The sequence below is a fragment of the Runella sp. genome (assembly GCF_965279615.1).
Taxonomy (GTDB): domain Bacteria; phylum Bacteroidota; class Bacteroidia; order Cytophagales; family Spirosomataceae; genus Runella.
The window spans coordinates 5538189-5563202 of sequence record NZ_OZ257252.1 but is presented as its reverse complement, the minus strand read 5'-3'; the positions used below and the strand labels follow the sequence as shown (position 1 = coordinate 5563202).

Below are 25014 nucleotides of genomic sequence, written 5' to 3'. Positions count from 1 at the left end.
CAAAAATAAGGATTGTTTTTTCATATTTTTTAAAAAACCATTTCATACAACGGTAGCTGGCCTGTAAAGCTTGCTTTTGTATTCGTCTGTTCGTAGTTCAAATCAAACCTTTAACAAAAGATGAAATCCAAAGAAAAAAACATGACGGTATCGCGCCGTGACTTTGTCCAAAAAAGTGCGATGGCCGTGGGTAGTTTTTTTATCGTACCACGCCACGTATTAGGAAAGGGCTTTACGGCTCCTTCCGACAAATTGAATTTGGCGGCCATCGGAGCGGGAGGAAAAGGAACCAGTGATATTTTTAATGCATCCAACAACGGTGTTAATAACGTAACGGCCCTTTGTGATGTGGATTACAAACAAGCCGCCAAGTCTATTGAGCGCTTTCCAAATGCTGTAAAATACAAAGATTGGCGGGTGATGTTTGAAAAGGAAGGGAAGAATATTGACGCGGTCACTATCTCAACGCCTGATCACAACCACGCTGTAATTGCGATGGCGGCCATGCAAATGGGCAAACACGTCTATGTACAAAAACCCCTTACGCACAATATTTACGAAGCACGGATGATGACCGAAGCAGCCCGTAAATACAAGGTGGTTTCACAAATGGGAAATCAGGGCGCGTCAAACCCCGCTCAGCTTCAAATGGTTGAGTGGTTCAATAAAGGTTTGGTAGGCCCTGTACACACGGTACAGATTTGGACAAACCGCCCTGTATGGCCACAGGGAATCCCGACACCTACCGGCAAGCCTGATATGCCCGAAGGCATCGCTTGGGAACAATGGGTAGGACCCGCGCAATGGGTAGATTATCATCCGGGCTATCACCCGTTCAAATGGCGCGGTTGGTGGAATTTTGGAACAGGAGCGTTGGGGGACATCGGTTGCCACACAATTGATACTCCTTTCCGGGTATTGGGGCTTAATTATCCTACCGAAGTAGAATGCAGTGTAGGCGCGGTGTTTATCAAAGACTGGCAGCCTGAATATATTCCGGAAGGTTGTCCGCCGTCGTCGTCAGTGGAAATTAAATTCCCTGCAACGGCTAAGAACAAAACCGAAATGAAGATGATTTGGATGGATGGCGGTTTGCGGCCTTTCCACCCCGATTGGATTCCGGCGAGTGAGCCGCTCAGCACCGATGGCAACGGAGCAAACGGTGTGCTTATGATCGGATCAAAAGGAATCATTGCCTGCGATATGTACGGCAATAACCCTAAGATCTACATGAAAAACGGGGATAAAGTCGTAATGGCTAAAGACAGCAAATATGCAGCACCCGTCAATATGCCTGAGTATGGCCATCAAATCCACTGGACAGAAGCCTGTAAAGCAGGTTTTGGCAGCGATAAGCACAAAGGTCTAATGTCATCTTTTGATTACTCCGGACCATTGACTGAAACCGTCCTGATGGGTAATTTGGCTATTCGCAGCTATATGCTCCGTAAAGCACAAGGTAATGGTTTTGATTATTACGGCCGTAAGAAGCTTTTGTGGAACGGTACAGATATGAAGATCACCAACTTCGAAGACGCCAACCAATTTGTGTCACGTCAATACCGCGACGGCTGGAAATTAGTTTAGTCTGTCTCGCATAAAACAGTAGAGCCGCAAGATGTTGCGGCTCTTTTTTATATTATTCCCTTTTAAATAGGTAGATTATTTATCCTTTCAGCGTAATTCTTGACCGCGCACAAACTCCTCCTACAGGCGGATTGAATTTCGAAACACTTACTTCAATTGTATCTACGGCCGGATACGCTTTTCGTATTTCGTCAATGATCTTGTAGGCGATATGCTCCAAAAGGCGACTGGATTTTTGCATTACCTGCGCCACGATCTTGTACACAACCTCATAATTGACCGTATCTTTCAGGCGGTCATAGCGAGCGGCTTCCATGAAATCGGTCGTGATGGTAACATCTATCGAAAATTTGTTTCCTATCTTTTGCTCTTCTTTTGAAGTGCCATGATAAGCGAAGAATTCAATTCCTTCGAGTGAAACTGTACCCAAGGTATGGTTATTGGTTAAAAGTTAGAAGAAAACGAAAACACCGATTTTATTGCCGGTTGCTACATTTTAAATTTGGTCAAAAAACGATCCTTCTTCCTGCGCTTTTTTATCTTTATCAGGTTTTTCTTCATCTTCTGCTGTTTTCGAAGTTACTTCCGTTGATTCTTCTTCTTTGTGGTCTTCGGTAGTTTCTGTTTCTGCGGCTTCGGTTGTATTGGTTACTTCTTTTTCGGTTTCAGCGATTGGCTCATTTTCGGTCGCAGCGATAGGGTCTTCGGTAGTTGGCGTTTCCGGCTCACCCGCTATTACTTCTTCCACCGCTTTTTCTGATTCTAAACGTGCCTTTTGAACATCTGCCCCAATTTTCAACGAATCGCTTACCTGAATTCTCAGATCATCAAATTTTTCTTTGATCGTAACTTGTGAAAATTTCTTTTCAAAGCGCTCAATACTGTCAACGGTATTGTTGGCTAACGCTTTTAATTGCACGATCAAATTATCCCGGTATTTTTCCATGGCTTTGAAATCCCGCTCATGGTTTTTGAATTCACCCAGAATTTCTTCCCGTACATATTTCGATTGGCTTTCGGCATCCACCACCAACATATTTGATTTCTTACGCGCTTCATTGATCAATTCTTCTCCTTTTTGGCGGGCGTCTTCAATGTATTGTTCGGCAGCAACCTTGGCTTGTTCGGTCATTTGAGCACTCGTATCTTCCGCCGTTTTGAGCATTCTGAACATTGTCAATTCTACTTCCCGGAGTTTATTCAGGTCTTTTTCCGCAATCTCCAATTGCATTTTGAGCATCTTGTTCTCGTTCAATACGCGCTCCCACTCATTCGAAAGAGACGTCAGAAACGCTCCTACTTCCTCCACATCATATCCGCGTAAAACCCTTTGAAAAGTATGCTGGCGAATTTCAATCGGCGTTATTTTCATTTGTGTGCTTGATTATATATCCTATAATTAGGTGATAAAATTATAAAAAACAAAATAATGTACCTTTTTTTTGGTTATGAATCGCTATTTAACCATTTATTTCTTTGTAAAACAGCCCGCTCATTTTCCAATTCCTGTAAATGTACCGTTCCGTCACTAAACGTAACCATTTGGAGACCTACCCACGAAAGTGCTTGATTAAGATGGCTTTCCATAGGCACATTACTCAAAATGCAGTCTTTCCAGTACCAATCAATGGGCTCTCCAACCACCTCTTCCACCACGTTTTGATAGTCTTCGAACGAATAACCCACAAATGGTATGCCAAATCGCTCCCACATCAACCGCATCACGTCGTCCAGGGACTTTTTATGTTGGTGATTTTTGCGAATGGTTATGTCCAATATTAACGCCGCCAATGCTCCTTTATGATATACCGAAACTTTACGCCGGGGAATACCTTTTTCGTACCCATCCAGCCACAGATCCCAGGAAGATTCAACCAATGACTGTTGCGCATCGCGGTTATTTTCAAAATGTCGCTTCATATACACCTGAAGTTCGCGGTAATACGCCGCATCATCAAATACACCCGAACGACGCAGAAACAGATCACCGTAGTAAGTAGTCACGCCTTCGGCTACAAAACAGGTTGTAAAATAATTTTCTTTGGTAAAATCGTACGGCAACAGTTCTTTAGGGCGAATTCGAATGATGTTCCAAGCATGAAATAACTCGTGTGAACTCACGCCCAACAAATCAGTATATAAGCCTTCTCCCTCATCGTCAGGGCCTAACACGATCATAGTAGAATGGCGGTGCTCTACTCCGTGGTAGTAAGGTGTAGAAAGGATAAGGTTCAAAAAATGATATTCAGGTTCGGGAAACTCACCCATTGTGGCGATTTGGGCGGAGGTAAATTTCTCAAAGTCAATTAAAATACGGTGCCAATCGGGCTTAATATTTCCCTGCATCCAAACGTGAAACTTTGTATCGGCAACCTGATACGTTTGACATTGAATGGTAGCCGATGCTATTAATGGGCTATCCACCAATTCATAATAATCCTTTGCAAAAAGAGTTCTGCTTTCGGCTGTTCGAGCATCCAAATTTTCTTTTAAGCCACAGGCCACCAAAAAATTACCGGGAATCACTAACTCCAACGTACAGGATTCAGTAAGATTCTCATCAATGTAGAGACAAAGATTAACGGGATTTACGTACCAAAACTCTTCACTTACATAACTGCTTCCTGCATTTAAGATATTACTGTAATAATTATAGCGCGCCACGATGTCGGTTGTGTCCTGTGTTTGAACCAACCAACGGTCTTTGGCAATTTTCCTGAAGGGAAGAGGGTTTCCTGCACCGTCAAAAATTTCGAATTTTTGAATGTTTTTAGCAAAATTCTGTAACTCATACCGTCCCGGGCGCCATGCCGGCAATTGAACCTCAATGGCCTCGGCAGCAGTGGCTTTCATATGGCATTCTACTTCAATATAGCGGCTTTCGGGGTTGTGGGAATACAGGCGATAATGCATGAAGGAAGAGGAAAAAAGCGACAATCGCTGTTGAATGGATAGTTTTAGGAAAGGTAAAAATACTAAAAAGACGCTACGAATAGCAGAGCGCTATCTTTTTTCAACGTATTTGCTTATTTTAATGGGAATTTTCTACCACTAGCCTCTACATGAAAGATAAACGTTTTGAAAACCTGTGCCTTTATATTCTCACGTTGCTGTTAATAGGGACAAGCACCCATGCACAACTTCCGCAGAGTACCGATTCACTGGCTTTATACCTCAAAAAAGCTCCTAAAGACACCAACTATGTCAAGGCACTGAATGATTACAGTTGGAAAATGGTTGAACAGGGCAATTATTCGCTGGCTGATTCATTGGCAAAACAGGCCGAAGCATTGGCCGTCAAATTACAATTTCAGGCAGGAGAGTACAGCAGTTACAATGTTCTCGGGCGTTCAGCTTACATGCAGGGAACATACCCCAAAGCGTTGAAACTGTATGAAAAGTCGCTGGAACTGGTAAAAAAATATAGCTTATCTCTGCCGAATTTACAAGGAGCATTAGTCAATGTTGCGATGATAAACCAACTTTCGGGCAATAATGCAAAGGCGTTGGATTTTGCATTACAATCTATCAAAGTGTACGAATCCAATCATTTACCCAAAATGACCGGCTCGCCTTATGACGTAGCTGCCTCCGTTTTTGCGCTTCAGGGAAAGAGTGATTTGGCTATTAAGTACTTCAAGCAGAGCTTGGCTATTAAAACCAAAGACAATAACTACCGGGGAATGGCAGTGTCGGCCAATAGAATTGGGGGGACACTCAACCAATTGGGAAAATATAAAGAGTCTTTGGACTACCTGAAACGGGCCGAGCAATACGCCGAAAAAATAGGATATAAGCAAGTGCTTGGAGACATTTTGATTAATCAATCCTCCGCCTATCGTTCGTTAGAGCAGCCCAAAGAAAACTTAAAAGCATTAAAAAAAGCGGAGCAAATAAGTATCGAGTTGAATATCCCCCATCAGGTAGGCGCTGTTTATGGAAACTTAGGTTTATATTACCAAAGCCAAAAACAGTATCAACCGGCAGAAGAATATTTACAACGGGCGTTGAAAATATTTAAAGAAGTGAGCTCGCTTGAGTACCAAGGTTATTTGTATCAGGCTCTCACAGAACTGTTTGTAGAAAAGAATGATTTCAAAAGCGCCTTTCAAAATCAAAAGGAAGCTAAACTTATCAATGACTCGCTGTTTAATGAAACACAACACGCGAGAATGGATGAATTAAACGCTAAATTTGAATCTGAGAAGAAAGAACAACAGATCAAACTTCTGCAACAAAGCGCAATCATTAATGAGCAGAAATTAACACAAAATAGATTTTTGCTGGCCGGCGGGATATTACTGTTGCTGTTGGCGGGAGCCGTAGCGGCATGGCTGCTTAACCGTGCGCGTTTACAACGCCTGAGAGAAGCACTTGAATTGCGCAATAAAATCGCGGCTGACCTGCATGATGAGATCGGCAGTACACTCAGCAGTATTTCTCTGCTTAGCGGATTGACCGAAAAACAGATGATTGCCAATCAGCCCCAAAAAGCCGAGCAATTGATTCATAAGATCAGTCAGGATTCACGCCAAATGCTCGAATCGATGGACGATATTGTGTGGACCATCAACCCTCGCAATGATTCAATGAGCACTCTATTGACGCGTCTTCGAGAATACGCCAAGCCGTTAGCCGAATCCAAAGCTATTGATTTAAAATTTGTTGTAAGTCCTGAAACAGAAAGCACAACGCTGACACTAAACGTTCGCCAAAATGTGTATCTAATTGTTAAAGAAGCCATTAACAATTTATTCAAATATGCACAGGCCACTGAGGCTGAAGTAGAATTTGGTAAAAAAGGGAAAAGTCTGGAAGTAATAATAAAAGATAATGGCGTGGGATTTGATCCAAAGAAAGTAAGTACCCGAAACGGTCTTACCAATATGCACGAGAGAGCGGCAGCCATAGGCGCTGAATTAGCCATCAATTCTGCTCCAGAAAGTGGAACAACTCTCTCGCTGGTTATTCCTGTTTAAGCCTCGGTCGGTTTGAACGGAGGCACCCGGATTCGACTGATACCTCAAGCCATCGTATAATTATCCTATTTACAATGGGCAAAACAGTCGGTATTTTTGCCAATAATTCAATTAGTCCACTATGCTGAGTGTTTCAATTTATGATGATAATGACTCCCTGCGCGAAACCCTCGCTCTGGTCATTGAAATGACAGATGAATTAGTATTGGCCGGTTCTTATCCCGATGCCATGCAGGTTCTTGAAACGGTTTCAAACGACCGCCCTGACGTGATCTTGATGGACATTGAAATGCCGCAACGTACAGGAACAGAAGCCGTAAAAATTCTGCACCAAGAACTTTCCAAGCCGCCAAAAATCCTGATGCTCACCGCCTATGAAGATACCGAAAACGTTTTTGAAGCCATCGGCGCAGGCGCCGTGGGGTATCTTCTCAAAAAAACACCCGCTGACAAAATCATTGAAGGTATTCACGAAGTAGCACAAGGGGGCGCGGCCATGAGTCCGAGCATTGCGCTGAAAGTATTGTCAGCATTTCAAAAACCAAAAAAAATTACTTACGACCTGACATTTAAGGAGTTGGAAGTTCTGCAACGCCTCGTAGAAGGCGATAGTTATAAACTGATCGCGCACCATTGCCAGATCAGCATCAGTACCGTACAAACCCACATCATGCACATTTACGAAAAACTGCACGTGAACTCCAAAGGGGAGGCTATAAACAAAGCACTCCGTGATAAAATTGTCAATTTGTCCCGTTAAAATAAATCTCCTGCTTCATTTGTTTTTGCTTAATGCCGATTTCACAAACCTGTGCAATGGTGTTAACTATTGTCCAAACTTTAGTTAAACTTCTAATAATCACTATGAAACGACCCTTGATTTTCCCCATTATTATTCTTTTTATATGCGGTCTTTTCTGTCAACAAGCCAAAGCCGTATCACCCGATTTTAAGTGCGACAAATCTGCCAAGATCACCAAACAATCTTTTGGGACTCTGGGAATGGTGATTGAATACAACACTGGCAAAATACGAAAAGTATACCGCGCCGACGGAAAAGGCCTGATTGAGAATTATAAATACCCGTCAGATACTACATTGCTCATTACCCGCAATTTCTCGGACGGAAGCGTAGGAAATACCTTCAACGTGATTCTTAACAAGCAGGGGTTCATAAAAAAATTGGTCACCGACGGTTATTCCAATGCCTATACCTACGATGTCTCCGGTTTCAGAACTGCCGTCACTAATACCTACTCCGACACTTCGCTCAGCAATAATTCCACATTTACTTACACCAAGGGAAACTTAGCGCAAGAGAAAAATTTCAAAAAGAACACTCTTCAATATACGGTTGACTATACATATTACGAAGATAAAGTGAATAAAGCCGATCTCGTCAACAACCAAAACCGCCCTGATTTCTACGGAAAATTTTCTAAGAACTTAGTCAAAACCATTAAATACACCTACGCCGATAAAACCGTTGAATCATACGAGTATACCTACGAGCTCAATGCCAACGGTTTTGTCAAGTCGCTGACTGAAAAATATACTGAAAAAACAGGCACTATTATCACGCAAACCAATGTCTATGAGTACGTATGCCTGTAAAAATACGTGTTCTGCGTAGTTGTACGGTCATATATTTATCCTATTGCCCCCCCTCCCTTGAAAGAGTAGTTTTGTTGGCATAAATCAATCGTTTATGCGCTTACCTCTACTACTATTGTACGGACTTCTCTTACTGTTACTAAGCAATTTATCGGCTTGGTCACAGTCGGAGTCTGAAACCCAAAAATCGAAACCGGTGCGTGTTTCGGGTGGGCTTAATGCTTATGCGGGGTTTTATCAGGCAAGCGGTATTGAAAACCGTAACCAAACGACTCCTTTCGGGCTGAGTGCTTCGGCAATCGTCTCCCTGCCCGGCGGCATTTCACTGCCGTTTTCGGTGATTGTGGGAAATCAGGGCGCGAGTTTTCGTCAGCCTTTCAATCAATTCGGCATCAGTCCTACCTACAAATGGGCCACGGTTCATGCCGGTTATCGCAATGTACAGTTTTCGCCGTTCACGCTGGCAGGGCATACTTTTCTGGGGGGAGGAGTAGAATTGAATCCGGGTAAATTACGCATCGGTGCGGTGTATGGCCGTTTCAATAAAGCCATTTCTACCGACCTTGCGAACCCCGACCAAGCTATTCCTTCTTTCAAACGTACCGGCTACGCCGTTAAACTCGGCTACGGTACTGCCGCCAACTACGTAGATGTGGTACTGCTGAACGCCGCCGACGATACCTCCTCCATTACCGGGACGCAGGGCATCACCCCCGCACGCAACACGGTCTTGGGCGTCACTTCCCGGTTGACTCTTGCAAAGAATTTCAGTTTTGAAATGGACATTGCGGGCAGTGCTTACACCCGCGACACCCGCGCTCAAGTGGTGCCGCTGTCGGATCAACCATTGATGAAAGCTTTTAACATTTTTATGCCCGCACAGCTTTCGACCCAACTCACCACCGCCGCACAATTGGGATTGGGCTATCGCAGCAAGAATTTTGGATTAAAACTTCAATACAAACGCATTGAGCCCAACTTCCAGACCATGGGTTCGTACTATTTCCAGAGCGATATTCAAAGTTTTACCATTGCGCCATCCATTAATTTACTCAATAGCAAGTTACGGGTTGTCGGCAGTTTTGGGTTGCAGCAGGACAATCTGGCCAAAACCAAAAATGCCCAAACGGGTCGTACAATCGGGTCGTTGGTGGTTTCTTATAATCCTTCCAACGCCTTTGGAATTGACTTTCAGTTTTCCAATTACGGCATCAGTCAACAGGCAGGATTGCGACCCATTATTGATACGCTTCGACTGGCGCAAAACAACCTGAGCCTGATGGTGAATCTGCGCTACAGCATTCAGAACGAAGCCTTTTCGCACCTTTTCACGCTGACGGGCACGCACCAGCAACTCTCTGACCTGAACAATACCACCTCAGATTTTACCCAAAATCAGAATCAAAACATCAATCTGGGCTATTTCCTGACCGAATTAGAATTGGGATGGAGTGCCAATGCGATGGTGAGTTATACCCAAACGGCTTTGCCACAAGACCAAATGGTGCGTTTTTACGGACCCACAGTAGGAATAAGTTATCCGCTGTTGGATAAAAAACTGAATACCTCATTCAATGCGAGTTATTTGATTAATCAACAACTCGGAGTCACCGGTAAAGTGATGAATGCCTCACTCAATGCAAGTTATCAGTTAGGAAAACGGCAAAGTCTTAACCTGCAACTTGGTTATCTCAACTCAAATACGGGACAACCCGATCAAAAATTCAATGAACTCAGAGGATCACTTGGCTATGGAATCTCGTTTTAGAACCCCTATCCCTGCCCTTTCCGCGCGGCGGTTCGACCCTGTGAGGGAAAGGGTTCTAAAAGTTATTCTGTTAGTTTGCGATTACATCGCGAACGGATTGAGAAGTGCGTTTCAAACGCACAGTGCAAGGGCTCGCGTTAAAAACGCAAACCAACGGATTTGCAAGCCGCTCATCTTGACAATAGGGCTGATTTGTTTTGTATTTTTAGCCCCCATTGGGGGTTGGGGGCAGGTGCAGGTCACGGTCAATGTATTGCCCCCGTACAGCGCCTATTTGCAGGATTATCCCGGGCGTGGCAATCAGGTGCAGATTTTTGTGCGCAACACCACGAATGCGCCGTTGGATGTACGGTTTTTGGGAAATATCACGGGCGACAACGGCGTAGTCATTTCGACGCCCGTTCATTTTCGGCCGTTGGTTCCGTTACGTTTGGGGCCGTTGGAAAACCGTTTGTTGAGCCGTAACGACTTGGAAGGCTTGTTTGATTTGGGCCAAATTGAAGTGCAGGGCATCGACAAAGCACAACTTTATCGCGGGCTGCCCCTTCCGGAGGGCAGTTATCAATTGTGCGTTCGTGCCTTTGATAACCGTAGCAGCCGGCCGCTTTCGCCTGAGTTTCCGTTGGGTTGCAGTTCGCCTTTTATGGTTAGAAGTGTAGAGCCGCCTATCATCATCAATCCCGTTTGTGACAGTAAAATCGTTCCCAATACTCCCCAAAACGTTATTTTTTCGTGGACACCTCCCGTGGGTATGTCGCCTGCGCAAGTACAATATACCTTGCGCGTGATTGAGTTGCCCGATGTTCAGCCGGTGGCCGAAAATGTATTGAACAATCAGTCCAATGTAATCAGCGGTTTCCCAACCGGCGGTCAGGACAAAAAGCCGGCTTCAACTACTAAAAAAGTTGCCATTGAAACTACCCCCACCAAAATAATTTCTTCCAACCTTCCCCTTGGATTTGATCCCAATGTATTTATTGATGCGGTGGTCTTGCCGCCTTCGGGAGTGGAAGTTCGCAATCTTCGGGTAAATTCATTTTTGTACGGCCCGAGTCAGCCTGCGCTCAAAGTCGGCAAGCGCTACGCTGTGCGCGTACAGGCGATTGACCTGACCCGAAAAATCAATTTTCTGAACGAGGGAAAAAGCCCCGTTTGCTATTTTATCTACGGCGAAGAGGCCGTCCCGTTTTTCCCTTTAGGGCCTTCGTTTGCTTCAAAAGATACGACCGGTACCAAAGTAATGATGGCGAAATCGGGAAATTTGCCGGTAAAATGCACCTCCTGCAGTGCAAACGAAATTTCCAATAAGCAAGTGGATAACGCGGGAGTGCTGAAAAGCAAATCGGCAACCATCGGGCTGTTTACCATGCAATTGCTTGATAATGTGAAGGAAATCAATGGAAATTTGAACGGCGACGGCATGATTCCCATTCCTATGGTCAATAGCCAATACGTCAAGTTGCGGGTGCGCCTGTACGATGTACAATGCAACTCGGCGGGGCAGGTCATCAGCGGTATTGTGCGTGCCCGTTTGAGCAGCAAAGCCAATCCTTCTTTATTCCCCAACTATGATTCTCCCGACTATAAACCTCCTACCCTTACATCTGACCAAATGGGTAGCCTGAGTGATTTTTTTACCAATCAGAAAGACATGTTGGTATCGTCGTTGATGAATGCCAAAGAAAGTATCGGATTTGAAGTGCCTTTTGGAATTGATAAATCTTTTGGCCCTGTCAATACGGTCATTGCCATTACCAACGTCACGTTTACGCCAATAAATGCCTATTTCGATGCCAATACGTGGATAAAAGTAGCCAACGGACAAGTGAACGGTATTCCGTTGAGTGGTTACAACATGTGTATTTCGCCCGAGAAACCCTGCGGCGAAGGTATTTTGTACTTGGCCGAAAAAATGAAATTGTCAGAGTTCTTTGCTTTAAAAGGAATGGAAGCAGGCCCGCCCAAAGGGCCGTTTGAAGGACCCGATACCACACAGGTCACCCACGTAGTTTTTGACGAAACCGGCTTCAAACAAATGCGTGTTCACGGCCTGATTACGCCTCCGGGGTTGGTCAACGATAATACCAAAGGCCCCGTTGAAATTAGTGTCAATGCAGGCATGGTCAATTTTCAAAATTGGACGGCGCAACTGTCTTTCCCCAAATTTTACGTGGAAGGTTTACCGGATTTTAAATTTTCGATGCTGCCGGGTAAGCCCGCAAACTATGACCATTCCGAAAGTGAAACCTTGGCCAAATTACCCGAAGGCTATTTAGAAAACCCTACAGTAGAATTTAAGCTTTGGCAAGGGCTTTATTTTCCCGAAATTAACCTCGAACTTCCGGCCTTTATTAAACGAGCCGATGGCAAGCCGCTCACCGTGGGCGTCAGTGATTTGATTTCCGACAATAACGGGTTTTCGGGAAAAGCCTTTGTTAAAAACATTCTGGACGTAGGCAGCGGCTCACTTGATAGTTGGTACTATTCAGTGGATGAACTATCTGTAAGTTTTTTGAAAAGTAAATTTCAAAAATCTCAAATGAAAGGGTTGGTGGTATTGCCGATATTCAAAAATCCACAAGACCAAGCCTCTCAGCTACCTTACACCTGTACCCTCTCTAAAGACCCGCAGGCGGGTTCGTTGGGCGTAGAATTCAGTATTTCACCCACTGACGAAATGCAAATGGACATTTGGAAAGCACAGCTCCACCTCGCAAACGACAGTAAAATTTTTATCACTTATAATACTCAGGGATTTACCGCAGGAGCTGAATTAAACGGGAAGTTGGACATCGTCACCGATTATTTCAACTTCACGGCCGCCTCTTTTCAAGGGTTGAAATTCCAAACCAAGCCCGATTATTTTGGATTAACCAGCCTCAAAATGGGCTCGGCTTCTCCCCAAAAAGCCATGGCTGATTTTCCATTGACGCTTACCGATTACAAACTCGTCAACAACGGCGGAGGTTCAATGGGGCTGAAATTAATAGGTAAACTTGACCTCACCGGCGATGGGCCTACCGGGCTTTCAGCCACGGGCGGTGCTACGATTCTGTTCAACGTGGGAATGAGCAAAGGCCGTCCTGATTGGAGTTTTGATAAAATTCAACCTGACTCGATTGCCGTAGACTGCGATTTAGGACCCGTACACGTACAGGGAAGCTTAGCCTTTTTCAACAATCATGCAACCTACGGCAATGGATTGGCGGGAGAAGTGGATATGACCGTCGCAGGATTGATAGGAGGAAAGGTTCTGGCACAATTTGGGCGGACTTTGGCCAACAACGGCAATTTTCGTTACTGGCACGTAGGCGGTAAAATTAAAATAGGCGCTTCCGGGATTCCGTTTGCCCCCCCTTCACCCTTGGTATTCAGGAGTTTTGGGGGTGGACTGTATTCCAACATGACCAAAGTATTTAACGAAGACGGTTCTATTACCTACACACCGAAAGTATTGCCGGCCCCCTCCGGAGGCTTTGAAGCAACGGTAGGCATTGGCTTGGTCACGCCCGACGTTTTTACGATGGAAGGTACCATGACAATCCAATCTGATGCTATAGCGATTGACGTCAAAGCGTGGTTGTTAGGCGAGGATACCAACAAATCTCTGGCTCAGGGAAGTGGCAATATAAGTTATGATTTTAAACATAGCATCTTCAAAGCCCAACTCAATATGCACGCAGGCTATAGCGTGCCGCTCCTCAGTATCAGCGCTAACATCGAAGATACTCGTTTATTAATAGATGGAAAAAGTGGAAATTGGTTTTTATCCTTAGGGGTTCCCCAAAATCGTATTGGCTTGGATATTACGTTGGCGAAGCTGGGCAAGTTTAATTTCGGTTCTTATTTCATGATGGGCAATTATACGCCCGATTTTGTGGGCTCGCTCCCGCCTGCGCCATACGGCTTTGAGAACCGCCCCGGTATTTTGGAAGAACTGGGGTATAAAGGATCGGCCGGAAACGCTTTCAAAGGGGATTCTCCTATGTTGGCCTTTGGAGTTGGTTATCAATTGAAGGCTGATTTTGGTTTGGGACCTTTCCATTTACGGTATGACGGGGCTATTGGGTTTGATTTAGCCCTTGCCAAAAGCGAAGACCAATGCAATGGAAACACGCCGGGCATCAATGGTTGGTATGCCCAGGGCCAAATCTATGCTTACATGCACTTTGCGCTGGACCTGGACATTGATACGTGGGTGTATGAAGGTACGTTTACGGTCGTAGAACTGGAAGCCGCTGCTTTGTTGCGCGGCGGTATGGTTAATCCGATTTGGCTCAACGGGCACGTTTTGCTTAAATACCGAGTCTTGGGCGGGTTGGTCAAAGGGCGGGTAAATCTCGAATTTTGGTACAATAAAGGAGAACGATGCGAACCGGCGTACTCACCGCCTAACCCTTTTGCCGGTCAGCCGCTGATTGCGTCGTTGGGACCTTCCGGAACCGACAAAAAAGTCTCTATCCTGTCGCCGTATTACGCTGAATTTAACTATCCCGTGGAGACCAACTTAATCATTGACATCGAAATTCCGCAAGGACAAAAAGTAGAAACAAGTGCGCAGGGCACCATCACAACGGGCCCGGGCGGAGTGCAGATTTTCCACCGGGAGTTTCAGCTCAAATTGAAAGAATTTGGATTGAAAGAAAAATTCAACACCGTTGCTGTCACTTTTCCTGCGGAATATGCCGATTGCAGTAAAGACAACTCGGGACGTTTCAGTTGGGGTAAAAACGAAGACGGTGACCCCAATTACAGCGCGACTTATTATCGCAGTACGGCTCTTTTGCCTAATTCAACCTATAAACTGTCGATGGGTGTGCAGGTATTCATTAAAGACAACAGCGGTAAGCCGGTTCCTTATATTTTCAAAGAACAGACCGTAGAGCAAACCGAAACCGTCGAATTTGCGACCGGTCCCTGCATGAGTGTCTTGGCTAAAGGAAGCGATGATAACGCTACCGTACTTACTTCTTATCCTTACGAAGGCCAACGATATTTTATGAAAGGCGATCCGGCGGCTACGTTCATCATACTCAAAGCCAACTTATCCTGCTGCATGAAAAACCTCAACAGCGATGATACCTACGACCTGAAAGCCCGATTTGTTCCGTTGGAAGGGGCCAAATTTGCGGAGGTTACTTCGTTAAGTGTATTGCTGGCCGATGCCAAATTTGACGGGGATAAAGTAAGTTACAAAATGCCATTCGGCATCAAAAACAAAACATTCTATCGTTTTGAATTGGTCCGGATTCCGAAAGCGGATTTTGCCGAAAAAATGTATGCCGAAGCACAGAAAGCCAAAGCATCGGCCAAAAAAATCACCTCGGCCAATATTTACGTAAGTGCCAAGGGAGCAGCAGGAAGTGTCTCTGCTCAATCGTGGTCAAATTCGGGAAAATTCACTGCACCGGGGATGGGGGCAGGAGCAATGGCCAACGCTGTTAATCAGAAGTATGATAATCAAATGACCTCTTATACTGTCGTTTCTGAACAGGAGTATGAAAAAATAGCCAAAGGCTACGGGACTACGTATAAAATCAATACCGGAACCGAAAAAATGTTCAATGACGGTAAGTTCGTCGTTCAAAAATTCGCTGATGCGCTTCAACAACAGCAGAAGGAGGAGGCTGCATTCTACCAAAATCTGGAATCGCGTTTGTACAAATACTACTTCAAAACCAGTGAGTTCAGTACGCTCAAGGAAAAATTGAATGCGGCTCAATTCCCACCCACCGAAACCAATTTCTGGGGTTTCTTATCCGATGCGCTGACCACAAAGATGGTTTCTAAAGAAGGATTTGATACCTACGAACTTACGACCGAAAAACTGAGCAGCGAGGTTGTGCGACCGCCCTTGGTACTGCTTCGCGCCGACCCTACGAGTAATTGGTTTAAAAACATTGCTGTCCCCGTAAGTCAACTTTTGGAACTGGTTCGTCCCGATATCTATGACACGAAAGGAACGAACAAATTATTCAGTGGCAGTTATGGAAAAGAGAACCCGGACAGCCCAAGCAAGATATTTGAACGGGCGATGGTGTTTTTTAATACCATGAATGATGCTCCTCAGCCACCTTTCAAAAATGAAGACATTGAGGCACTCATTCCTTCCGAAAAAAAGAAAAAATAAGTAAGACTTATCAAGAAACGACTCAAAATGAAAGCATTCATTCCTTTTTTAAGCCTCTGTCTGACGATTACAAATGTCGTTGCTCAAGTGGAAAAAAAAGCGTCCGTATCATCACCGGTCAATGCAAAGACTGCCGTTCCCGCTATTACCGGCGCTGAAATGGTGTTGATATCCAACGTTACTTCCGCTCATTCAATAGACGATTTTTCATTGGGAGGATTTTCGTTGACAAACAAACAGGACGCCGTCAGCGGAGCGTCTGCCATCCTTCAGGCCGCAATGCAGGAAACGATTGATAAAACCATTTTCGGAGACGGCACACCCAAAAACTACGGTATTACCTACTGGTCAGACCCGGTTTTGAAATTATACAATAAACACATATCTCAAAAACTGGCTGACCTCATTCAGGCAAATGACGACCAATACAGCAGCAGCAATCAGGGGATCAATGAGTTCATCGCCTCAAAAGTAGCCGATCAACTTGTTTTGGCGGCTACTAATGCGGGGGCGTATGTAAATACTTGGGCGGAAGCGCTCAAAGGCGGAGATCTCGGTCCTAAAACACTGGATCTACTCAAAACGAAAACCAAAGAAAAATTTAAGACCGAGACCTGGACCGCTGATTATCAACAACCCTATTATTTCAGAGATGCGCTGTTGTCCATTCATTATCAAATGCCTTTTGACTATGTAACCGACAAATCGAATGGGTATTCGTTTGTCAGCAGTCCGGCCAATACACGCGGTTTTTTCTTTATGGGCGGCTTTGCCGCCAATTCCAATTGCGCTATCGCGGTCATCATTGCCAAGAGTCAAATTGAGACCAATAAAATCAACAGTAAACTGACCCAACTGCTTCAATCTGCAAAGTGGGGAAGCCTCTATCGTCCGTTGCTTGAGTACAAAAACCAAAGTGCCTTTTTTGAAGTGCATCAAGTAGGTATGGATTGGTTACAGGCCTTCACCTCTACTAATCAAGGGACATTATTGTTTGATAAAGAAAACAACTGCCCGTCGGAAACAGCCTACGCGATTGCCCAAAAAATTCGCTCCGCTTCGGCTTTTAACTCTGCTAAATAATTGATACTATGAAAGTTAGTTCATGTACCCATCTTCTTGCCGTACGCCGGTCCGACCTTTACCGTACGACGGTCCGACCTTTGCCTCTTGCACTTTGCCTCTTGCTGTTTTCTTCTTTGTCTTGGGGGCAACAAAAAAAGGCAACGAATACTGCACCGGCTCAGGCTAAACCGCAGATGGATACATCGCTGTTGGGTAAATACCGAGTGGGCGTCATGACCAAATCCTTCGGCGATTCCATTGTCGTTCGCTGGGCACCCAATCAATCTTCGTTTTTCAGGCAGGCACTCAAATCGGGCTATTTGCTCACCCGCCGCAGCGTGGTGGACAATAAAACCACTAAACTGGATTTTCAGGAAACCATTCTCCCCTGGACTCTCGACGAATGGCTGAAAAATGCCTCCCGTCGCGATACGCTGGCGGCTGCCTGTTCGCAGTTGGTGTACGGAAAAAATACCCCTATCGGCGCTAACGAAGCGGTTACGTTGGATAAGATACTGGAACAGCAAAACCAAAATGACCTGCGCATGATGTTGGCGTTGGTATTGGCAGACAGTCATCCTCGATACGCGCGGGGGATGGCCTTGGGATGGGTGGATAAAAAGGTCAAAAAAGGCGTTCAGTATATTTATTACGTTATTCCTCTGACCGACCCGCAAACCTATCCGGCAGAACCGGCGGCGTCTTCCGTAGTCAATGACGGTCCCGGCGCAGCCGTTAAAATGGTGCCTGTCCGTGTTGAATCCGGTGAGCATTTGGTGAAGATCAGATGGAATCGTCGTCTGGCGGAATCCGCTTTTTCTTCGTACCACGTGGAGCGTTCCATAGATGGCGGCAAAACCTTTCGACGTTTGACCAAACGTCCGTGGCTGCAACCTCCTGCTGATCAGATGGATGACATCATTCAGTACGCTGATTCGGTTCCTCAAAATTACCGCAATTATCACTATCGAATTTTGGGTATAACGCCTTTTGGCGAATTGGCTCCTTCGGAGATCATCGTCGGCATGGGCATTGACAAAACCCCGCCGCCGTCGGTAGAACACCTCGATGCCAAACACATCAACGGAGCCAAAGTAAGTGTGACATGGAAATATCCGAAAACAACCAACGACATGGCAGGATTTGTGGTCGCCAAAGCGACGAGTATGGAAGGGCCTTTCTCGCCGCTGATTACCCAACCGCTGGCTTCATCGGTACGTGAATTTACCGATACGACCGCTTTACCCTATTTGCCCAATTACTACAAAGTAATTGCCGTGGATACTTCCCGAAATTTGGGCCAAAGTTTGCCCGTTTATTGCATCATCAAAGACAGCAAGGGTCCTTCCAAACCCAAAGGATTGCAAGGCTACATTGATACAACGGGTTTTGTGCGTATCGTGTGGGATATGAACCCCGAACCCGATCTATTGGGCTACCGGGTCGTATCGGCCAACGACCGCAAACACATTTTTACCGTGGATACCAAAGGCTATTTGGCCTTGTCGGTGTACAATGACAGTGTGACGTTGAATACGTTGACGCGTAAAAAATACTTTCGGATCATTGCCTACGACAAAAATTACAATCCAAGCGAAGCTTCTGACATTCTGGAGCTTATCCGTCCTGATAAAATTGCACCAACCACGCCTGTTATCAGAGATTATGTAGTCAGCGACTCGTCGGTGGCGCTTACGTGGGCACCGAGCAGCAGCGATGATGTAGCCTATCAGTTGTTATTACGTCGCGGCAAAAATACAGAGCGTTGGGTAGAATTGGCCAAATTAACGAAAGACATTTCCACCTACACCGACAAAACCATCAAAGGACGCTCCGAATACGGCTACGCGTTGGTGGCTGTAGACGAAGCCGGCTTACGCTCAGAGACTTCCTTTCCGCTCAACGTTCAGACTCCACGTATTACTCCTCAGAAAGTCAACGGTCTCAAAGCAATGGTAAATCCTGATAAAACAGTATTGGTTTCGTGGAATTATGCCGTACCCAACTGCCGATTTGTAGTCTATCGAGCCACCGAAAAAGAAAGCTTTTCGAGTTATGATTCGGTCTATGATAACCGTCAATATCAGGACAAACGCCCGGCGAAAGGAGTAATTCAATACGCAGTGCGGGTTATTCACCCCGACGGTATTGAGTCAAATCTGTCTACGATCGTAAAAGTCGAGCTGAAATAAATGCCTCAACGCATCGCACCCATGAAAAAACTATTCCTGTTTTTAGTATTTACGATCCCTTTGGTAAAAGCCTTCGCTCAAAGCGAAGCGCCTTCCAATCTGACCGCCGTTGCTGTTTCAAGCAAGCAGGTCAACCTGACGTGGAAAGACAATTCAAGCCGTGAATCGCTCTTTGAAATTGAACGCTCAACTACTTCCGAAACGTCCGGATTTTCGAAATTAGGTGAAGTCAGTGCCAACATTACATCCTATACAGATGGAAATGCCCCGGCCAATACCTACAGCTATTATCGCGTGCGAGCCAAGACCACGGCCACGGCGTTTACCGGGTATTCTAACGTAGTCTATGCTTTTCCGCCCGTTACGCCCACTATTTCTAAAATTGAAGTAAAAGGCACCAACTGGATTGCCATTACTTTTAAGGTGCAGGGTGGAAAAGAAAATGGTAATGTCGTCATTCAACGCCGACAGGGACAAGGCGGCGCTTGGAGTACGATTGGCACGTTTGATTCGAATCTCACGTTTTATGATGACCAAGCCGTCCCTCAGGACAACACCGAGTATTGCTACCGAGTCTATTGGAGTGGAGCACCCAATGAATTTTCCAATATTTCCTGCGCTACAACGCTTTCTTTGCCCCCCAATCCACCTACTAATCTGAGCGCCGTGGCCGTTTCTTCGAGCCAGATCAATTTGAGCTGGACCGATGCTTCCAACAACGAATCAGGGTTTGAAATATTCCGCTCTACCGACAACGCTAATTTCTCTAAAATTGCCGATGTTGGAGCCAATGTAACTACATATCAGAATACAGGCCTGAATGCTTCCACGCGCTATTATTACTACGTGGGTTCACAACGCGGCGGCACCCCCTCCCGCGCAAAATCCAATACCGCCGATGCTACTACCTTTGCATCTGTTCCGTCTCCACCCTCTAACTTGTCAGCCGTTGCCATCGGCAGCAATCAGATCAATTTGAACTGGAGTGACAACTCCAATAATGAGACAGGCTTTGAGCTGGAACGCTCGACAGATGGAGTTAATTTTGGTAAAATTCAGGATATTGCTGCCAATGCTACCTCATTTTCAAATACCGGTCTAAACCCGTCGATAAAATATTGGTACCGCGTACGGGCCAAAAACGGTGCCGGTAATTCGGGTTATTCCAATGTGGCCGACGCCACCACACAAGCTCCGCCCGTCACGATTCCACGTTTACCCACTGCATTGACAGCGGCAGCTTCTTCGAGCAGTCAAATCAATCTCAGTTGGACCGACAACTCCGGCGATGAAGCAGGCTTTGAACTGGAACGCTCGACAGATGGGGTCAATTTTGGTAAGATTCAGGACATTGCCGCCAATGCTACCTCATTTTCAAATACGGGACTCAACGCCTCCACCAAGTATTATTACCGAATCCGTGCTGTCAATTCAGCAGGGCCATCGCCTTACTCCAACATAGCCGATGCTACCACGCAAGCGCCACCAATCGTTATTCCTCAAGCCCCGGGTTCACTATCTGCCTCAGCAGCATCGAGTAATCAAATTAATCTTGTTTGGAGTGACAATTCCAACAATGAGACCGGATTTGAGTTGGAGCGCTCGACGGATGGAATCAACTTTGGTAAAATTCAGGACGTAGCAGCCAATACAACGACCTTTTCCAATATCGGACTCAATGCGTCAACTAAGTATTACTACCGCATTCGCTCCAAAAATACTGCGGGAAATTCCGCTTACTCCAACACCGCCGACGCTACCACCCAAGCCCCACCCGTTACAATTCCGCAACCACCAACTTTATTGGCAGCAACCGCCATTTCTGCCGGCCAGATCAATCTCAGTTGGTCAGACAATGCCAACGATGAAACAGGGTTTGAGCTGGAAAGATCAGTTGACGGTATTAATTTCACCAAAATTATTGATCTGGGTGCCAATACAACGTCTTATTCAAATACAGGCCTTAGTTCTTCCACAAAATATTATTACCACGTTCGGGCTAAAAATTCCGCGGGAAATTCCGCTTATTCCAACATCGCCGACGCCACCACTTTACTAGGTATTCCCGGTGCTCCGACCAACTTAACAGCGGTACTGGCCGATTACGACCAAGCCCGTTTGACGTGGCCTGCTTTGCCCGCAACAGTTGCTACCATAGTCATTGAACGATCAACAAGTCCGACCGGGGGTTTTAGCCAAATCGCTCAGCAAACTGCTAACACAACCACTTACCTTGATTTGGGATTGAGTGAATTGACAACGTATTATTATCGAATTCAATCGAAAAATGCGGCCGGTGCATCGGGGTACAGTAACGTAGTCAATGTAACTACGCCTGAAGTCATCATTGCCGTAAGACCTCAACCATCGGCTGTAGGATTGACGGTTTTCAGTGCCAACAAAGTCCTTCATTTACAAAACAATTGGCACCAAACCACCCATTTTGAATGGACATTGGTCAGCATGAATGGAAGAAATTTACACAGCGAAACTACGGTTATCAACAGTCGACAAACGCTGACGTATGACTTTCCCGGGCTGCAATCCGGTCTATATGTAGTATTGGTACGTACCGAAAACCAAGTGTTTTCTCAAAAAATAATGCTGTATTAACTACCGGAAACAATGAAGAAATTACTGATATACACGTTTTTTTTACTGACCTTACTGGGAAGTTGCGAACCCCGCAAAGTCACGCCCATTACAGATATACTGGGCAGAAAATGGAAGGCAAAAGTGGTAAAAGAAGGAACACAGGTTGTCTTTACCTTGGGTGGCACCACTAATGTGAAACCCGGCTACGCGAATTTCCGGTTGGATCTAAGCAATCCTGAACAGGTTCTTTTCAAGGACATTGACGGCCGCACTTTGACGGGCACGTGGAGTGTTTCGACTGATAATCAACGGTTAATTCTGGAAAACTTAGTACCCAAACCCACTGCTACCATCGGCACCGTTGAATTTTTTATTTCCGAAGCTCCTTCGGCCGAACTCCTCAAATTGGAACGTACGGCCGAAAGTCGCAAGACAGGAAATACGGTCAATACCTATGAGTTGATTCCCGAATAAGTCTGTAAAAAAGCCACCAATTTAGCAAAAGCGCGAGCGCGGTGGCTTAGTTTCCCTTTTTCGTCGATTGACATTTCAGCAAATGTACGCTCATGACCTTCGGGAACAAAAATCGGATCATATCCAAATCCCTGAACACCGCGTTGAGCTTCCAACAAATGGCCTTCGGCAATGCCTTCAAATTGATGTACTTCGCCGTTGAGTACCAACGTAATGACAGTTTTGAAACGGGCGCTTCGGTCGGTATGTGATTTTAATTCTGTCAACACCCGCGCTATGTTTTGCTGAAAATCCCGCGAACCGCTGTAATACGCCGAATGAACGCCCGGCGCACCGTTAAGGGCAGTTATTTCCAAGCCCGAATCATCCGCAAAACAGTCAATGCCAAAATGCTCCCACACATATTCTGCTTTCTGTCGAGAGTTTCCTTCAATTGTATCGGTTGTTTCGGGAAGTTCTTCTTCACAACCGATCTCTTTTAAGGTTTTTAACGTAAATGAATCGCCCAGAAGTGCTTTGATTTCTTCCAGTTTATGGGCGTTATTGGTTGCAAAACAGAGTTGCATAACTAAATTATTATTTTTGTAAACCTATGAGGTTTAGTAATTGTCAATATAAAACCTCATAGGTTTCAGTATAAAAAAAGCGACGCTAACGCCGCTTTTAATTGTAATTAATTACTTTCGTTTGGCTTCTATTTCAAAATAGAGCGGCGAATACGCAGGTATTTTTCCGGCACTTCCCGCAACGCTGTAACCAAGTGTTGACGGGAAAATAATGATCGCTTTTTCGCCGTAACGAAGCTTGGCAATTCCGTCGTTGAAGCCTTTTACCACACTTCCGGAGGCTGTACTTGTAGGATCAACTACACTTACATCAATGGTTCCGGTATCAAATTGCTTACCATTACGAATCAGTCTTCCTGTATAAGTTACACTGACAGTGGTATTAACAGGAATCAATGCCGAATCCGGATAAGCTTTTGTACGTACAAAGCGAAGACCGTTATCGGTGTTTTTCTCCAGTCCTGTAATTTTGTTCAGCGCTACGAAATCTTCGATCTGTTCGTCTTCCGTACGTACTTTAAGAATATTCAGGTCATAGCGAATCGGAATGTACAACGGAGCCAAAAGCGATACATCACCTGATCCTCTTACTGACCAAGGGGCAAAAAGAGTCACCTTATCTCCTTCTCTGACTTTTTCCAGCGGAGTGGTTAAAATCTCTTCAAAGGAAGGAACAGGATTGAAGCGATACGTCATTACATACCCTGAAGCAGTAATATCAGTAGAACTGTAAGAGCGGATGTAAACATTGTCCACTCCCACCTGACTGCTGTCTACAATGGTTCCGTCAAAACGCCTGGCAATATAACTTAAGGTGATCTCATCACCTATCTGAGGTTTCTGAGCCGTAGAGTTCGCAGTTTGAACGGTATAAAACAATCCATTCCGAAGGCTGTCTGCCTTTATATTATTGGCGAGCAAATAGCTTTTTATTTCGGCGTTGTTCTCGCGCGTTTTACGATCCTGAAAGGCTTCCTCGGTTTGTTCGCAAGCTACAATGGTAACGGCCAAGCTTACTGCTAACCCTAAAATTAACGTTCCCTTCATTCTATTGTATTAAATGATTTGTAACTAAGTAATTATGTGAATAATGAGCAGTGAGTGGTGATTTGTTTTGATCAAAAAACGACTCTCTGATCACTATTCACGTATCACTGTTTATTGCTGTTTTGGAGCGTTCTTTACGTCAACAAGCTCAACTTCAAATACCAATACAGAATTTGGTGGAATGGTGCCCGGTGAACCGGCTTCGCCATACGCTAAGCTTGATGGTATAATAAACGTACTTTTACCACCTTTTCGCATATTCATGATTCCTTCTTCCCAACCCGGAATAACCATTCCCTGACCAATTGGGAAGTCTACCGGCTTGCCACCGCTTTGTGGATTTTTGTAAGAACTGTCAAATTCTTTACCGTCCAACAGCTTACCTACATAATGGACAGATACCATATTGCCGGCAACAGGCTTCACACCGTCTCCTTCTTTTACTATTACGTAATTTAACCCCGATGGCGTTTCAACTGTTTTGAGAGAATTTTTAGCTACGTAGGCATCAATGATTTTTGCATCCGCTTTTACCTGTCCTTCGCGAGCAGCCGCCTGTCCTTTCTGGAACTCCTGTTCGTTCTGAACTTCAATTACTTTAACCGTAAATTGAATATCCGTTCCTTTGGCAATTCCTGCGGGAAGCGGTTGCATCATACGCGTAAAGAGCGAATCAGCACTTACAAAAAACGATGCGCTGTCACCTTTTGAAAGCATCGCCAGTCCTTCTTCGAAGGAGCCTTTAAAAGGAGGTGTTTGAAGCATCACTTGAAGAGGGCGACCTTCTTTATAGGTATTTCGTAAGACCGAATCGCGGCTGTTTTTCAGTACCAATTGTACCGTCATGATGTCACCGATCTTTGGTTTACGGCCTTCGCCTTTTTGATCATGAATTTGGTATTTCAAGCCTGTGTCGCTTACACTGACGCGATTGTTACACGCAGCAAGCAAGGCTCCCGCCGCTAAAAAAGAAAGTATTGATTTAAATTTCATGAAA

Annotated in this window: 16 protein-coding genes; 10 read left to right on the top strand and 6 right to left on the bottom strand. The window is 45.2% G+C overall.

Going from position 1 to position 25014, the window contains the following annotated elements; translation table 11 throughout:
- Positions 1 to 120 precede the first annotated feature (120 nt).
- Positions 121 to 1587, top strand: coding sequence for a Gfo/Idh/MocA family protein (locus ACQY73_RS23395; protein ID WP_428655594.1), 1467 nt, complete (start codon positions 121 to 123; stop codon positions 1585 to 1587).
- A 79-nt stretch (positions 1588 to 1666) separates the two neighbouring features.
- On the opposite strand, the gene folB is transcribed toward ACQY73_RS23395, so the two are convergent.
- The 3 genes from folB to ACQY73_RS23380 form a co-directional block, all read right to left on the bottom strand.
- Complete coding sequence (folB, locus tag ACQY73_RS23390; protein ID WP_428655591.1) at positions 1667 to 2017, bottom strand: dihydroneopterin aldolase; 351 nt, start codon at positions 2015 to 2017, stop codon at positions 1667 to 1669.
- A 66-nt stretch (positions 2018 to 2083) separates the two neighbouring features.
- Positions 2084 to 2959 (bottom strand): DivIVA domain-containing protein, encoded by an 876-nt coding sequence (locus ACQY73_RS23385; protein ID WP_428655589.1) that lies wholly within the window; start codon positions 2957 to 2959, stop codon positions 2084 to 2086.
- A gap of 74 nt (positions 2960 to 3033) precedes the next feature.
- On the bottom strand, positions 3034 to 4500 hold the full coding sequence (locus ACQY73_RS23380) for a M61 family metallopeptidase (protein ID WP_428655587.1): 1467 nt from the start codon (positions 4498 to 4500) through the stop codon (positions 3034 to 3036).
- A gap of 149 nt (positions 4501 to 4649) precedes the next feature.
- On the opposite strand from ACQY73_RS23380, the gene ACQY73_RS23375 reads away from it, so the two are divergent.
- From ACQY73_RS23375 to ACQY73_RS23335, 9 genes are all read left to right on the top strand, one after another.
- The gene (locus tag ACQY73_RS23375; protein WP_428655585.1) at positions 4650 to 6566 is read left to right on the top strand and encodes a tetratricopeptide repeat protein; all 1917 of its coding nucleotides are present in this window, start codon (positions 4650 to 4652) and stop codon (positions 6564 to 6566) included.
- A 121-nt stretch (positions 6567 to 6687) separates the two neighbouring features.
- Positions 6688 to 7326, top strand: a complete 639-nt coding sequence (locus ACQY73_RS23370; RefSeq protein WP_428655583.1) for a response regulator — start codon at positions 6688 to 6690, stop codon at positions 7324 to 7326.
- Between the two features lie 104 nt (positions 7327 to 7430).
- Positions 7431 to 8180, top strand: coding sequence for a hypothetical protein (locus ACQY73_RS23365; RefSeq protein ID WP_428655581.1), 750 nt, complete (start codon positions 7431 to 7433; stop codon positions 8178 to 8180).
- A 94-nt stretch (positions 8181 to 8274) separates the two neighbouring features.
- Entirely contained in the window at positions 8275 to 9948 is a 1674-nt protein-coding gene (locus ACQY73_RS23360; RefSeq protein ID WP_428655579.1) for a hypothetical protein, read from the top strand.
- A gap of 175 nt (positions 9949 to 10123) precedes the next feature.
- Positions 10124 to 16078 carry a hypothetical protein gene (locus ACQY73_RS23355; protein ID WP_428655577.1) on the top strand — a complete coding sequence of 1985 codons (5955 nt, stop codon included), beginning with the start codon at positions 10124 to 10126 and terminating at the stop codon, positions 16076 to 16078.
- Positions 16079 to 16105: 27 nt separating this feature from the next.
- The gene (locus tag ACQY73_RS23350) at positions 16106 to 17161 is read left to right on the top strand and encodes a hypothetical protein (RefSeq protein WP_428655575.1); all 1056 of its coding nucleotides are present in this window, start codon (positions 16106 to 16108) and stop codon (positions 17159 to 17161) included.
- A 176-nt stretch (positions 17162 to 17337) separates the two neighbouring features.
- Positions 17338 to 19335: a fibronectin type III domain-containing protein gene (locus ACQY73_RS23345; RefSeq protein ID WP_428655573.1), complete on the top strand. Its 1998-nt coding sequence runs from the start codon at positions 17338 to 17340 to the stop codon at positions 19333 to 19335.
- A gap of 21 nt (positions 19336 to 19356) precedes the next feature.
- Entirely contained in the window at positions 19357 to 21948 is a 2592-nt protein-coding gene (locus tag ACQY73_RS23340) for a fibronectin type III domain-containing protein (protein WP_428655570.1), read from the top strand.
- A gap of 12 nt (positions 21949 to 21960) precedes the next feature.
- Positions 21961 to 22404 carry a hypothetical protein gene (locus tag ACQY73_RS23335; protein ID WP_428655568.1) on the top strand — a complete coding sequence of 148 codons (444 nt, stop codon included), beginning with the start codon at positions 21961 to 21963 and terminating at the stop codon, positions 22402 to 22404.
- On the opposite strand, the gene rdgB is transcribed toward ACQY73_RS23335, so the two are convergent.
- From rdgB to ACQY73_RS23320, 3 genes are all read right to left on the bottom strand, one after another.
- Complete coding sequence (rdgB, locus tag ACQY73_RS23330; protein ID WP_428655566.1) at positions 22383 to 22970, bottom strand: RdgB/HAM1 family non-canonical purine NTP pyrophosphatase; 588 nt, start codon at positions 22968 to 22970, stop codon at positions 22383 to 22385. The genes ACQY73_RS23335 and rdgB overlap by 22 nt on opposite strands.
- Positions 22971 to 23081: 111 nt before the next feature.
- The gene (locus ACQY73_RS23325; protein WP_428655564.1) at positions 23082 to 24017 is read right to left on the bottom strand and encodes an FKBP-type peptidyl-prolyl cis-trans isomerase; all 936 of its coding nucleotides are present in this window, start codon (positions 24015 to 24017) and stop codon (positions 23082 to 23084) included.
- A 111-nt stretch (positions 24018 to 24128) separates the two neighbouring features.
- A complete protein-coding gene (locus ACQY73_RS23320) occupies positions 24129 to 25010 on the bottom strand; it encodes an FKBP-type peptidyl-prolyl cis-trans isomerase (protein ID WP_428655562.1) in 882 nt (293 codons plus the stop codon).
- Positions 25011 to 25014 lie beyond the last annotated feature (4 nt).